The organism is Firmicutes bacterium HGW-Firmicutes-1 (genome assembly GCA_002841625.1).
Taxonomy (GTDB): domain Bacteria; phylum Bacillota; class Clostridia; order Lachnospirales; family Vallitaleaceae; genus HGW-1.
In genome coordinates, this window is record PHAG01000002.1 from 326,398 (window position 1) to 340,689 (window position 14,292).

Consider the following 14,292-nt stretch of genomic DNA (forward strand, 5'->3'; position numbering starts at 1 on the left):
GTATAAAGGAGAAAAAACTATGGTTGTAAAAGATATTGTAGAGAAAATTGATTTCAAAGTGTTAAGTGGACAGGAATTACTTGATAACGAAATCAAGAGTGGATTTGTTGGTGATTTATTAAGTGTTGTAATGGGAAAAGCAAAGGAAGGTTGTGCTTGGATTACAATTCAAGGACATTTGAATATAGTTGCAGTTGCATCCTTGGTTGGTGTGGCCTGCATTATTGTTTCTGAAGGCTTTGAAGTAGAGCCTGATACAATAGAAAAAGCAAACGAGGAAGAAATTCCTATCTTATCAACTACGATGTCATCCTATCAAGTAGCAGTACAATTAACGAAGTTAGGAATTGCATAGGAAATAAGGAAGGCTAGGTAAAGTTACAATGAAAGAATTATCAATGCATATTTTGGATATTGCACAAAATAGTGTAAGAGCCAAAGCAAAGAATATTGACATCACGGTTAAAGAATTGATAAAGGCTAATGTTTTTGAATTCTCTATTACAGATGATGGAACTGGAATCCCAGATGAAATCTTTAAGACTATAAAAGATCCATTTACTACTTCTCGAACATCTAGAAAGGTTGGCTTAGGCATTCCTTTTTTGAATGATACGTGTGTATTATGTGGAGGTCTGTTAGACATTCAAACTCAGTTAGGAGAAGGTACTTTGCTTAGAGCGACTATGTCCTATGATCATATAGATCGTCCACCTCTTGGTGATATTGCATCAACCATTGTTGGACTTGTAACATCAAATGAAGATATTAACATACACTATAGTCATTTCTTTAACGATAATGTGTTTGATTTTGAAACAAAAGAAATAAAAGACATTATTGGCGACTTACCCTTGGCAGATATTTCCATTTATCAATGGATGAAAGAGTTTGTTAAAGAAAACATACAAGAAATAAAAGAAATGAACAATATGGAGTAAAACTTCGTTTATGTAACTTGAAATTGATATAATATTAACAAAAAACGATATTTGACATATTAGAACCGGTAAAAATGCAAGCATATTCTATTTTTACTGCATAAAAAAGTGCATAAAGTGTAAAAAAGTTCCAATATATGAATTATTATAAGTTGTTAATTTTATAACAAGTATTGTGCAAGCACAATATGTGTAGTATAATACTAAAGGATTTAGTCATTTTATGACGTAATATCAAATTGATTGGGGGTCTAGTTAATGAGCGCATTAACTTTTAAAAGAGGCATTCACCCGAATGAGTCCAAACATTTAACGGAACACAAACAAATAAATACCATATTACCAACTGGTGACCTTGTTTTTCCAATGGTTCAACACATTGGAGCACCATGTAAACCAATAGTTGCAAAAGGTGATTACGTTTTTGTAGGCCAAAAGATTGGAGAAGCTCAAGGGTTCATTTCTTCACCGATACATAGTAGTGTTTCAGGTATTGTTAAAAATGTAACGGATGTATTACATCCAAATGGATTTAAAATTGCAGCAGTAATCATTGAAAATGACGAAAAGTATGCAATGCTTGAATCTATTGTGCAGAGAACGGATATTAATAGCCTATCAAAAGAAGAAATTATTGAAATTGTAAAAGAAGCAGGAATTGTAGGTATGGGCGGTGCAGGATTCCCGACTCATGTTAAACTATCTCCACCACCAACTAAAAATATTGAGTACATCATCATCAATGGTGCAGAATGCGAACCATTTCTAACATCTGACCATAGAATCATGTTGGAAGAGACTGAAAGAATTGTTTTAGGTTTGAAAATTGTTTTATCAATATTTCCTAATGCCAAAGGATATATAGGTATTGAAGACAATAAACCAGATGCTATTAAAGTACTACAAGAAGCAACAAAGAATATTTCTAATATTGAAGTTGCAGTAGTGAAATCAAAGTATCCTCAAGGTGCTGAAAAACAACTTATATACTCTATAACGAAACGTATTGTTCCCGCGGGAGGATTACCAGCAGATGTAGGATGTATTGTTAACAATATTGACACGATAGTGGCAATACAAAAAGCGATCTATGAAGGATTGCCATTAATTAGAAGAATTGTAACTGTTTCAGGAGGGGCTATAAAAAATCCTCAAAATTTCCAGGTTAAGTTAGGTGTTTCTTATAGAGAACTCATTGAAGCAGCAGGCGGATTTACTGAAACTCCGGCTAAGGTTATTTCTGGAGGTCCTATGATGGGATTTGCAATGTATTCCTTGGATGTACCTGTTGTGAAAGGAACTTCTTCTATTTTATGTCTTACTAAAGATGAAATTGGAACAGATGAAGAGCAAAATTGCATCAGATGTGGAAAGTGTGTTATGCACTGCCCAATGAGTCTAATGCCAATGGAGCTTAATAAATATGCATTAGCGAATGAAGTTGACAAAGTCGAAATATATAGAGGCATGGATTGTATTGAATGTGGTGCCTGTTCTTATGTTTGTCCTTCAAAGCGTCATTTATTACAATCTATTAGAACAGCTAAAAAAACAATATTAGTAAATAGAAAAAACAGCTAAGGAGGAATTTAACGTGTCTGATTTATTCGTTGTATCTTCGTCACCGCATATACGTGCAAAGGAAAATGTGTCAACAGTTATGAGAGATGTAGTCATTGCACTGTTGCCAGCAACATTCTTTGGCGTTTATAATTTTGGGATAAGAGCATTGATTATAGTAGTATTATGTATAGCAAGCTCAGTTGCAGCAGAAGCGCTATATCAAATGCTAACGAATCAAAAGATAACTACTGGTGATTATAGTGCGATTATTACTGGTTTATTACTTGGATTAAACCTACCTCATACAGTACCATATTTTATCCCTGTTTTAGGTAGTGTATTCGCAATTATTATTGTTAAGCAATTGTTTGGTGGTCTTGGTCAGAATTTTATGAATCCAGCATTGGCAGCAAGAGCATTTTTATTAATTTCTTTTGCCGGCATTATGACCAAATGGCAGCTTGATGGGGTAAGTACTGCGACACCTCTTGCAATATTTAAAGCAGAATCAGCAATGGGTTTTAACGCACCAGAGTTGATGGATTTATTTATTGGTCGTATCGGTGGATGTATTGGTGAAACCTCTGCGATTGCATTAATTTTAGGTGGCTTATATTTATTGTTTAGAAAAGTGATTGACTGGAGAATTCCAGGTACATATTTATTAACAGTAGCAATTATGGCCGTTGCCCTTGGTGGAAAAGGCTTTGATATTAACACAATAGCCTACCATTTGTTTTCTGGTGGTTTATTATTAGGTGCTTTCTTTATGGCAACTGATTATTCTTCTTCCCCGATGACAAATATCGGTAAAATCATTATGGGTATTGGGTGTGGAATTTTAACAATTCTCATTAGATTATATGGGGGTTATCCAGAAGGTGTTTCTTTTGCTATCTTAATCATGAACTTATTTGTACCTCTTATTGATCGTTACACAATTCCAAAATCCTTTGGGGAGGTGGCAAAAAAATGAAAGAACTAATAAAGAATGCATTAATATTATTTGCAATTACCTTAGTGGGAACAATTTTGCTTGCCATTTCTTATCAGGTAACAGAAGAACCAATTAAGCTACAAAAAGCAAAGCAAACGGCAGCTGCTAATGAAACAGTAATGCCAGGTGCAGATTTTGAGCCATTGGTAGATTTAGACCTTACAAAGCATGAAAAAATCGATTCAATATTTGCTGCTAAAAATGCTGATGAGATTGTTGGTTATACGTTTAAGTTGATTACAGATGAAGGATATAATTCTGGTTTAGAAATCATAGTTGGAATTAGTTTAGAAGGTAGCGTAACTGGAGTTGACATCGTAAAGAGTTCAGAAACACCAGGTCTTGGTGCTAAGGCAGATGATCCAGAGTTTAAAGGTAAATTTACGGATAAACCACTTTCAGAACTAACAGTTGTAAAAGGTAGTGCAGCTAATGAAAATGAAATTGAATCCATTAGCGGTGCAACGATTACTTCAAGAGCAGTAGCTAATGCTGTGAATGAAGCAATTAACTATTATAATAATGAATTGTCAAAGGGGGGCAACTAAATGAGCGGGTTAATAAACAGATTAAAAAATGGTCTTGTTACTGAGAACCCTACCTTTGTTCAAGTATTAGGTATGTGCCCAACCTTAGCAGTAACAACTTCTGCTATTAACGGTTTAGGTATGGGACTTGCAACTACAGCTGTTCTTATGGGTTCTAACTTAGTAATATCAATGCTAAGAAATATAATACCATCAAAGGTGAGAATACCAGCGTTTATAGTTGTTATTGCAGTATTTGTAACAATTACAGATATGCTATTACAAGCGTTTGTACCTTCCTTATATTCAGCTCTTGGTATTTTTATCCCTTTAATCGTTGTAAATTGTGTTGTGCTTGGTAGAGCAGAAGCTTATGCATCAAAAAATGGTCTATTAAATTCCCTTTGGGATGGTTTGGGTAATGGACTAGGATTTACCTTTTCATTAGGTGTAATTGGTATTATTAGAGAAATTTTTGGTTCAGGTGCAGCATTTGGAAAAAATATTATGCCAAGTTTTTATGAACCAGTAACTATATTAGTTCTTGCACCAGGTGCATTTATTGTATTAGGGTTGGTGTTTGCGCTATTTAACTTTGTAAATTCAAAAAAAACGAATAAAGCATAGAGGAGGGACAAAAAAATGGATTTATTATTATTGTTTATTGGTGCCATTATTGTAAATAACGTTGTATTATCACGATTTTTAGGAATTTGTCCTTTTCTTGGTGTTTCTAAGAAAGTGGAGACAGCTGTTGGTATGGGTCTTGCTGTTACATTTGTTATCACACTAGCATCTTTAATATCTTATATTGTTTATGAGTTCTTGCTAGTAAACTTGCACTTGGAATATTTATCTACAATTACTTTTATATTGGTTATAGCTGCATTAGTACAATTTGTAGAAATGGTTATTCAAAAAACAAGTCCGTCACTATACCAAGCACTAGGCGTATATTTGCCTTTGATCACAACAAACTGTGCAGTACTTGGGGTAGCAGTTATTAATATGACTAGTAAATACTCTTTATTTGCAAGTGTTATTAACGGTTTAGGAACTTCAATTGGCTTTACATTAGCAATTATTCTAATGGCAGGCATAAGAGAAAGAATAGAATATAACAATGTACCAAAGCCTTTCAAAGGCTATCCTATTGTGTTAATCACAGCAAGCTTAATGGCAATTGCATTCTTAGGCTTCACTGGATTAATCTAAAAAGAATGGAGGGTTAAGTCGTGGATTATATAAATATCCTTTATGCTGCAGCAGCACTTGGTGGCCTTGCTTTACTTTTTGGTGTTGGACTTGGGTTTGCAGCAATAAAATTTGCTGTTGAAGTAGATCCTTTAGTACCAGTAGTTAGAGAATTATTACCAGGAGCTAATTGTGGAGGTTGTGGTTTTGCTGGATGTGATGCATTTGCAAATGCGCTAGTAAGCGGTGCAGCTAGACCAAACGGATGTCCTGTAAATAATAGTGACAATGCATCAAAAATTGCAATTGCATTAGGTCAAGTTGCAGTAGTAGGCGAAAAAACAAGTGCTTTTGTAAAATGTAATGGTACTTGTGATTTAGCGAGTGAAAAATATGAATACTATGGAATTAAAGATTGTCAAGCTGCTACGTATCTACAAGGTACAGGTTCAAAAGGCTGCGAATATGGTTGTTTAGGACTTGGAAGCTGTTTTAATGTCTGTATGTTCGATGCGATTACTATTGAAAATGGTATTGCAATCATTGATGAGGACAAATGTGTTTCATGTGGTTTATGTGTTAATGCTTGTCCAAAGAATATTATTGAGATTGTTAAAGTTTCTGGTCATACTAGAGTAAAATGTAATTCTAAAGATAAAGGCAAAGAAGTGAAAGCAAATTGTAGTGTTGGATGTATAGGCTGTGGTATTTGTGTTAAACAATGTGAAAGTGACGCAATCCACGTGAATGATTCCTTAGCAAAAATTGATTATGATAAATGTATCAATTGTGGTAAATGTGTAGCTAAATGTCCTACAAAGGCAATCATTAGCTAATCAAATAATTATGATAGGACGTAACTGATTTGATTCAGTTACGTCTTTTGTTATTTAGAAGGGTAGCAAAAAAACTATTTGGTTTTTGTATACAAAGTAATTTGGTTATGATAAAATTATCCTTGAGATAAATTTTTATTGCAAGGAAGGATGATGAAAAATGGCTTATAGCAGAGGTGGCGTGAAGAACGGATGGTCGCTATTTTTTTTGATTTTAGCAGGTATCGTTTTAGGGGGATTTTTAGGTAGCCTTGCAGTCGATGTACCATTTTTAAACTGGCTTAATTTTGGTTATACTTTTGGTATGAATGATCCGGTTGCAATGGATTTAAAAGTAGTATTTCTTCAATTTCAAATTTCTTTTGATATATCTATTGCGAGCTTATTAGGAATCGGTGTTGCGATTTTTGTATATAAAAAAGTATTGTAAATCTAAAGGATAAAAAGGGACTTATGATAAATATTGTTTTGGCATCTGCTTCACCAAGAAGAAGCGAAATTTTAGAAAAACTAAATATTCCATTTCAAAAAAGAGTGAGCTTAATTGATGAGGCAAAATATTTTAACGATGATCCAAGAGAGCTAGTAAAAACCCTATCCTTGGAGAAAGCAAAAAGTGTTATCATTGAAGCAAATGAAGATAAAATCATTATTGGTGCTGATACAGTAGTTGTTTATGATAATAAGGTACTCGGAAAACCACATAACGATCAGGATGCTTTATGTTATTTGAAACAACTTTCAGGGAAAATGCATTTTGTGTATACTGGGATAACAATGCTTCATCCATTATACAATAAGGTCTATATTGACTATTGCGAAACAATGGTTTTTATGAGAGACTATAACGAACATGAAATGAATGCCTATATTAAAACAAAAGAACCAATTGATAAAGCTGGTGCCTATGCGATTCAAGGTTATGGGGCTACGCTCGTTGATAAAATAGATGGTGATTATTATAATGTTGTAGGTTTGCCTATCTCAAAATTAATCGAAGGATTTTTCCATCTAGGTGTTGATTACTTTAATTCGTTTCATAATGATTAATAGACTATATAACATTTGCTGGGGAGTAGGTGTTAATAGATAAATGAATGCTAGACATTCAATAATTACAATGGGGGAGAAAAAATGAATAATGTTAGGCTAACAGTTAAGGAATTGCCTACAGATGAACGACCTTATGAAAAACTTGAGAAGTATGGGGCTTCTGTTTTATCAGATGCTGAGCTTCTTGCAATTATCATAAAAAGTGGTTCAAGAAGGGAGCGTTCCATTGACGTGGCACAAAAAGTATTAAAGCTAAATACAAGGGGTTTAGCTGGAATTCATCAATTATCACTTAAAGAATTGGAGACAATTCCTGGGATTGGTAGAGTAAAAGCAATACAAATCAAATCAATTGCAGAGTTATCAACGCGTATTTCTAAGAACAGTGCAATACAAAAGCTTCAAATAAGTTCACCAGGCTCGGTTGCGAATATTTACATGGAAGAAATGCGACATCTACAACAAGAGCATTTGAAAATTGTTCTATTGGATACTAAAAACAACATTATTAGTGATCATACTATTTCCATTGGAACAGTGAATGCATCATTAGTAAATCCACGAGAAGTATTTATACATGCTCTAAAAAATTTAGCTGTTCATATCATAATTTTACATAATCACCCCAGTGGTGATCCAACGCCGAGTAAGGAAGATATATCTATAACAAAAAGAATTACAGAAGCAAGTGAAATTATTGGCATAAAATTATTAGATCATATTATAATAGGAGACGGTAAATATATAAGTTTAAGAGAAAAAGGTATATGTTAACAAAAACTAATCATTGCTACTGCCTAAGTTGAGATGTACGTGATATGAGTATCCTTTGCTTTTTTGGTAATAATAGTTTTATACTCAAAAGAGCTTTTCAAAGGAGAAAGATATGATTTTCAAAAGAGATTTTGGCTTTGATTTAGGCACAACATACATGCACATTTGTCAAAAAGATAAAGGTGTTATACTAAATGAACCAGAAGCTATTGCCATTGATTTGATTTCAAAAAATGTAATTGCTGTTGGAGATATGGCATTCGATATGTATGAAAAAGCTCCTAAATCGATAAAAATAAATATGCCTGTAAAATATGGTGTTATTGCAGATTTTGATAATATGTTAAGCTTATTAGATTATCAATGTAAGAATTTGAAAATAGACAAAGGTAGTAGACCTACAGCACTTGTATGCGTTCCATATCATATTTCAGAGGTAGAAAGAAGAGCCTTATATGATTTGTTTACCAAGTCTAGACCAAGATTCAAAAGTGTTTTTATGCTTGAAAAACCACTTGCAGCTGGTATTGGCTGTGGAATAGATGTTATGGAACCCGTAGGAAATATGATCGTAGATATCGGTGGAGGTACGACCGAGATTTCGGTAATATCTTTAGGTGGTGTTGTTAATAGCGAGTTGATAAAAGTCGGCGGAGAAAGATTTGACAATAATATTAGGAACTTAGTGAAAAGAAACCACAATGTTTTAATAGGTTTAAGAACTGCTGAAAGAATTAAGATAGAGATTGGCAATGCAATAGGTAATGATATTAGCCAATCTATTGAGGTAGTTGGTAGAGATATTGTAAGTGGATTACCAAAAACTGTTGAAATAACGAGTAACGAAGTACATGAGGCAATGAAGGAAGAGATTAATTCAATTATCGATGCCATTAAACTAATTCTAGAAAAAACTCCTCCAGAGCTTTCAGCAGATATATTATCCTCAGGAATTCACGTAACAGGTGGTACCGCAAGCATTAAAAACCTTGATAGGTTAATCAGTAAGGAAACGAACCTTGAGGTGTTTATAAATGATAATCCTGCAAAGTGTGTTATCAATGGCGTATGCAATATATTGAACAATTATAATAAACATAAAAATATACTTTTTACACTTAAAGAATAGTATTCGAACCTGTTTATTTAGGGAGGCATCCATGAAAAGAAGAAGAAAGTTACCTGCGAAAAATATAATGATTGGAATTACAATAATATGTATTATAGCAATTTTATTTACGTGGAAAAGCAGGTCAAGTATTACACCATTTGAAAAATCAATATCCTTTGTAATAATTCCAATACAAAATGGAGTAAATGTTATTGGTGATTGGTTTGGAGAAAAGGTGCAGTTTGTTAAAGATATCAATGATTTAGAAAAGATAAATGAAACATTACAGACTGAACTTAATCAATTGGAATATGATAATAAAATTTTGCAAATGGATAAAACTGAACTTGAAAGATTAAGAGAGATATATACATTAGATAAAAGATATGCCGATTATCCTAAAATTGGTGCTCAGGTTATCGGAAAAGACCCAAGCAATTGGTACAAAACTTTTATGATCAACAAGGGTGAGAAAGATGGGCTTAAAGTCAACATGGTCGTATTAGCAGGGGATGGATTGGTTGGACATATTACTGAGGTAGGGCCTAATTACGCAAAGGTTCAATCAATCATTAATGATACCTGTAATGTTAGCGCAAAAATCATGAGAACGTCTGATTTATGTATCGTAAAGGGCGATCAAACACTCGTTAACGCAGATGCGTTATGTCGAGTGGACTACATTGAGGATCGAGCTAATATAGTCATTGGTGACGAAATTGTTACTTCCCATTTAGGTTCTATTTATCCACCAGGAATTCTTATAGGCACAATCCAGGAAATTGATAGTGATTCACCAAAGATGACAAGAACTGCTACTTTACAACCAGCTGTTGATTTCAAACATTTAGAAGAGGTTTTAGTTGTAAATCAAGTATGGGATGATGGTTTAACAGAATAAAACAAAAGTACATTGAAAGAGTAGGAATGAAGAAATGGTTAGAGTAATAGCAGTTATTGCAATTATTATTTTTAATATTGTTTTTCAATCAACCATAGTTCAAAACTTTGCTATTGGTGGTATTACAATAAATTTATTAATTATGACAGTTGTTTCTTTTTCTTTGATGAGAGGAAAGCTGGAAGGTGCCATTATTGGTTTTTTTATTGGACTGATGCAGGATGTTTTTTTTGGTAGTGTAATTGGGTTTTATGCATTATTATATATGTATTTTGGATTTTTTAGTGGGTATCTTAACAAAGCACTTTATAGAGACAATTTATTAATACCAATACTCGCTATTTCTGTAAGTGATTTGATCTTAAATCTGTTTATTTACATAATGACATATCTTTTTAGAGGTAGAACAGATTTTCCATATTATTTTACCAATATCATATTACCAGAACTAGTATATACGACTTTAGTAGCAGTATTTGTATATAAGTTTTATATGTTTGTGAATGAAAAACTTGATTCAGTGGAAAAAAGAAGGGAGAACAAGGATAAGGTATGAAACCATTTTTAAAAGCCCTACGTAAAATACTAACTCATAGATTGTTCTTGCTTAGTGTTATTATACTCTGTATGTTCATTCTTCTGTTTAATAGAATTTTTGAACTTCAAATTGTTCAAGGTGAAATGCTTGAAAACGAATTCAGTTTAAGTATACTTAAAGAAAGAAAGTTAGAGGGACAGCGTGGAAACATTTATGATCGATATGGATTTCCTTTGGCTGAGAATATAATTGCTTACAATGTGTTATTGGATGGAAGTATACGTGTTGATAATATGAATCAAATGATTTTTGAACTTTGCCAAATTATTCAACATAGTGGTAATGAAATTGTGAGTGAACTTCCTATTACAATAAATGAAGATGGAACTTTTGTTTATACGCAGACAGAGTCTCAAATACTTAAATTTAAAAAGAATATTTTTGTTGGAAACACCTCAGCAGCATTAACTTCTACAGAAAAAAACATGATGGCAAATGATATGTTTAAATACCTTAGAGATGAGCTTTTTGAAATTCCAGCAGATATATATACAGATGAAGATGTTTTATCAATTTTAAATATTAGATATCCCTTGTGGTTGAATCGGTATACACAATATCAACTTGAAACAGTGGCGATTGACATTAATGACGAAACGCTTGCTAGAATAGAAGAAAATATATGGAAATTCCCAGGTGTATCAATTGTAGAAGATCCACTTCGTGTTTATAATGAAGCAAAATATTTTGCTCATATCATTGGATATACTGGTACAATAGATGCCACTACTTATGAAGACCTTAAATCACTTGGATATAGTGCGAACGATACCGTTGGTAAAATTGGCATTGAACAAGAGATGGAGGTTTATCTTAAAGGTAAGAATGGTATCCAAAGAGTTGAGGTTGATAACTTTGGAAGAACGATGAATATATTAGAAACCATAGAGCCAGCAGCGGGTAAAAATGTCTATCTTACGATAGATAGAGATTTACAAATGGAGTGTTATAATCTTTTAGAACAAAAACTTGCCTATTTACTTCAAAGTACGTTGAGTATGAATGGTTATTCAGGTAAAGATAAAGATGATAAAGTTACTTTAATGAGAGATGTTTTTAGCTCGTTATTTTCGAATAACATTTATTCTATTCAAAAAATTGAAGAATCAACTGAGGGTGAAAGACAGAGAAGGGTATATAATACATTTTTAACTGCTTATAATGGATTGAAAAATAATATCACAGCCTCATTAAGTGATAACTTAACATATCCTACCAAGGAAGATATGAATTATTATACATTTATACTTACAAAGTTAAAAGAAGAGGGTTACCTCTTGGATGGTTATAAGGAATCACCATTATATTCGAAATTTATGAAAAGTGAAGTATCTTTTAAACAGCTCTTAGAAGAATACGTTACCAATAAATTACTCACGATAGAAAGCTTGGGTATTAAGGATGAACCTCCCTTTGAAGTTATAAAAGGGATTATATTAAATGAGCACGTTAATTATGTCACCTTCAAAAGAGCAATTTATACTGGTCTCGCAAAAAAAGAGCGTTTTTCCTATACAGATTTATGTGTAGCACTGGTTGAACAAGGGATTGTAACGACTTCTGAAGATCAACTGAGGAGTTTGAAAAATGGATCGTTAGGTAGCATGGCATTTATTAAAGATATGATAACTAAGCTCGAATTAACGCCTCAACAACTAGCCCTTGATCCGTGTTCGGGATCTGTTGTTGTAACGGATGTAAATACAGGTGAGGTGTTAGCAATGGTTAGCTACCCGAGCTATGATAATAATCGTTTGGTTAATAATTTTGATTATGAATATTATTTGAGTTTACTTAATGATCACTCTAAGCCACTGTTTCCCATGGCAACACAAGGAAAAACTGCTCCAGGATCTACCTATAAAATGGTAGCTGCAATGGCTGCACTTGAAGAAGGAGCTATTGGAGTTAACGAACATTTTTCTTGTCAAGGTTTATATCAAAAGATAACACCTCATGCAAAGTGCTGGATTTATGATTTGGGAGGGACGCATGGTTCACTAACCGTATCAGGTGCATTGGAAGTATCGTGTAATTATTTTTTCTATGATATGGGATATAGATTATCTAAGGATTCAGATAATTCGTATTTAGATATTAGAGGTGTCAATGCTCTCAATGAATATGCCACATTACTAGGACTGGGTACTAAAACAGGAATTGAGATTGGTGATTCTGATCCAACTTTACCCGTACAAGATGCTGTACGTTCTTCTATTGGTCAAACAGCAAACACATATACACCTGTTCAGTTAGCAAGATATGTTTCAACCTTGGCAAACGGTGGTACTAGCTATGAACTAAATGTTATTGATAAAATTCTCGAAAACAATGGGGCACTATTTTTTGATAAAACGCCAGCTGTTACTTGGAAAAATGATTTCGAGCAAACAAACATCAAAACGATTCAAGAAGGTATGTATTTAGTTACATCAGGTTCAAGAGGTACTGCAAGAACAATCTTCTCGGGTTTTCCAATTCCTGTAGCTGGCAAAACCGGTACTGCTCAACAATCGATAACACGACCAGACCATGGGATATTCGTAGGGTATGCACCTTATACGAAACCTGAAATTGGGGTTTCAGTTGTTATTCCTTTTGGTTATGGTTCTACCGTACCAACAATAGTAGGTAAAGACGTTATCGGAGCATATTATCAAATTGGTGAAGAAAAAATAGATGACGAAGCCTCATTCGACCATATTTTAGATTAATATATGATATTTAGCTAGATATTTATGAATACTTTATGCTATAATAATACATGTATTGTTTCTCCATTATTTAACCGAATGGAAGAAGTTCCCCACTTCTTAAGTGGAGGAACTAATTCCAACATCGGTGGGGGTGTGGGCTCCAACCGATGTGCAAGCGAAGCTTGCATTCGGTTACGAAACCGTAGCGAAGGCGGAGGTTTTGCAACATTGAATTGAATAAAAAGAAGGTACTTATATGAAAGATGCAATATTAATAAAAGGGAATAAGTATGGATTAACCATTATCATAAATGATATGTTTGATATTCGTACAATACAGGAAGCGTTGTATAAAAAACTCAATGATTCTAGAAAGTTTTTCGGATCATCTAAGGTTTCCTTATCGTTTGAAGGAAAAGCCCTTACAGCTGAAGAACAGAAAACCTTGATTGAAATTGTGCAAAATGCTTCTGACTTAGATATAATATGTATAATGGATTCAACACAAGATATTTCCCCTGTGGTTGAAAAAGAGCAGACAACCAACCTTCAGGAAATGGAAAACACAAATAAACATAGTAATGAAAATGAAAGTAGTAATAAACATAGTAATGAAATGGAAAGCACAAATAGCAAGAAAAATAAATATGAAATTGAAGTCAAAAGTAGTAAAAGACCTGTAAGTAAAAGTAGTAAGAATAGCAATGATTCTAGTGTAATGGAAGTGATTCCCGAGAGTGCGGCAATTTTCCACAAAGGTACGCTAAGATCAGGTCAAGAAATTATTGCTAACTCAAGCATTATTATTATGGGTAATGTACACAACGGTGCATCAGTATCAGCAAAAGGTAATGTAATCGTTATTGGAAAATTAAATGGTTGTGTTCATGCAGGAAAGGATGGTAATGAAACCTCCTTTGTTGTTGCATTAAATATGAGTCCAACACAACTACGGATAGCTGATGTATTTGGCCGTTCACCTGATAAGAAAAGTAAAATTATTAGTATTCCACAAATAGCTTACGTTGAAGATGAACGTATTATTATTGAAAATATAAACAGGAATATTTACGAAAATTTAAATTTTATTAATAATTAAGA

At 33.3% G+C, this 14,292-nt stretch carries 16 protein-coding genes; all 16 read left to right on the forward strand.

The window, feature by feature from the left end; all coding sequences use genetic code 11:
* Nucleotides 1-19 precede the first annotated feature (19 nt).
* Nucleotides 20-355 (forward strand): hypothetical protein, encoded by a 336-nt coding sequence (locus tag CVU84_03675; GenBank protein PKM95913.1) that lies wholly within the window; start codon nt 20-22, stop codon nt 353-355.
* 28 nt (nt 356-383) lie between these two features.
* Nucleotides 384-941 carry an ATP-binding protein gene (locus tag CVU84_03680; protein PKM95914.1) on the forward strand — a complete coding sequence of 186 codons (558 nt, stop codon included), beginning with the start codon at nt 384-386 and terminating at the stop codon, nt 939-941.
* Between the two features lie 258 nt (nt 942-1,199).
* Nucleotides 1,200-2,522, forward strand: a complete 1,323-nt coding sequence (locus tag CVU84_03685; protein PKM95915.1) for an electron transport complex subunit RsxC — start codon at nt 1,200-1,202, stop codon at nt 2,520-2,522.
* Between the two features lie 13 nt (nt 2,523-2,535).
* Entirely contained in the window at nt 2,536-3,480 is a 945-nt protein-coding gene (locus CVU84_03690; protein PKM95916.1) for a Na+-transporting NADH:ubiquinone oxidoreductase subunit D, read from the forward strand.
* Complete coding sequence (locus CVU84_03695; protein PKM95917.1) at nt 3,477-4,049, forward strand: electron transporter RnfG; 573 nt, start codon at nt 3,477-3,479, stop codon at nt 4,047-4,049. The genes CVU84_03690 and CVU84_03695 overlap by 4 nt, the downstream gene beginning before the upstream one ends.
* Nucleotides 4,050-4,655 (forward strand): electron transport complex subunit RsxE, encoded by a 606-nt coding sequence (locus CVU84_03700; protein ID PKM95918.1) that lies wholly within the window; start codon nt 4,050-4,052, stop codon nt 4,653-4,655.
* Between the two features lie 15 nt (nt 4,656-4,670).
* The gene (locus CVU84_03705; protein ID PKM95919.1) at nt 4,671-5,243 is read left to right on the forward strand and encodes an electron transport complex subunit RsxA; all 573 of its coding nucleotides are present in this window, start codon (nt 4,671-4,673) and stop codon (nt 5,241-5,243) included.
* Nucleotides 5,244-5,263: 20 nt separating this feature from the next.
* The gene (locus CVU84_03710; protein PKM95920.1) at nt 5,264-6,058 is read left to right on the forward strand and encodes a ferredoxin; all 795 of its coding nucleotides are present in this window, start codon (nt 5,264-5,266) and stop codon (nt 6,056-6,058) included.
* 160 nt (nt 6,059-6,218) lie between these two features.
* Nucleotides 6,219-6,488, forward strand: coding sequence for a DUF4321 domain-containing protein (locus tag CVU84_03715; GenBank protein PKM95921.1), 270 nt, complete (start codon nt 6,219-6,221; stop codon nt 6,486-6,488).
* A gap of 26 nt (nt 6,489-6,514) precedes the next feature.
* The gene (gene maf / locus CVU84_03720; GenBank protein ID PKM96121.1) at nt 6,515-7,108 is read left to right on the forward strand and encodes a septum formation protein Maf; all 594 of its coding nucleotides are present in this window, start codon (nt 6,515-6,517) and stop codon (nt 7,106-7,108) included.
* 84 nt (nt 7,109-7,192) lie between these two features.
* The gene (locus CVU84_03725; GenBank protein ID PKM95922.1) at nt 7,193-7,885 is read left to right on the forward strand and encodes a hypothetical protein; all 693 of its coding nucleotides are present in this window, start codon (nt 7,193-7,195) and stop codon (nt 7,883-7,885) included.
* A gap of 112 nt (nt 7,886-7,997) precedes the next feature.
* The gene (locus tag CVU84_03730) at nt 7,998-9,014 is read left to right on the forward strand and encodes a rod shape-determining protein (protein ID PKM95923.1); all 1,017 of its coding nucleotides are present in this window, start codon (nt 7,998-8,000) and stop codon (nt 9,012-9,014) included.
* A 31-nt stretch (nt 9,015-9,045) separates the two neighbouring features.
* Nucleotides 9,046-9,897 (forward strand): rod shape-determining protein MreC, encoded by an 852-nt coding sequence (gene mreC, locus CVU84_03735; GenBank protein ID PKM95924.1) that lies wholly within the window; start codon nt 9,046-9,048, stop codon nt 9,895-9,897.
* A gap of 34 nt (nt 9,898-9,931) precedes the next feature.
* Nucleotides 9,932-10,453 carry a rod shape-determining protein MreD gene (gene mreD, locus CVU84_03740; protein ID PKM95925.1) on the forward strand — a complete coding sequence of 174 codons (522 nt, stop codon included), beginning with the start codon at nt 9,932-9,934 and terminating at the stop codon, nt 10,451-10,453.
* Nucleotides 10,450-13,209, forward strand: coding sequence for a hypothetical protein (locus tag CVU84_03745; GenBank protein PKM95926.1), 2,760 nt, complete (start codon nt 10,450-10,452; stop codon nt 13,207-13,209). The genes mreD and CVU84_03745 overlap by 4 nt, the downstream gene beginning before the upstream one ends.
* Nucleotides 13,210-13,447: 238 nt before the next feature.
* On the forward strand, nt 13,448-14,290 hold the full coding sequence (gene minC / locus CVU84_03750) for a septum site-determining protein MinC (protein PKM95927.1): 843 nt from the start codon (nt 13,448-13,450) through the stop codon (nt 14,288-14,290).
* Nucleotides 14,291-14,292 lie beyond the last annotated feature (2 nt).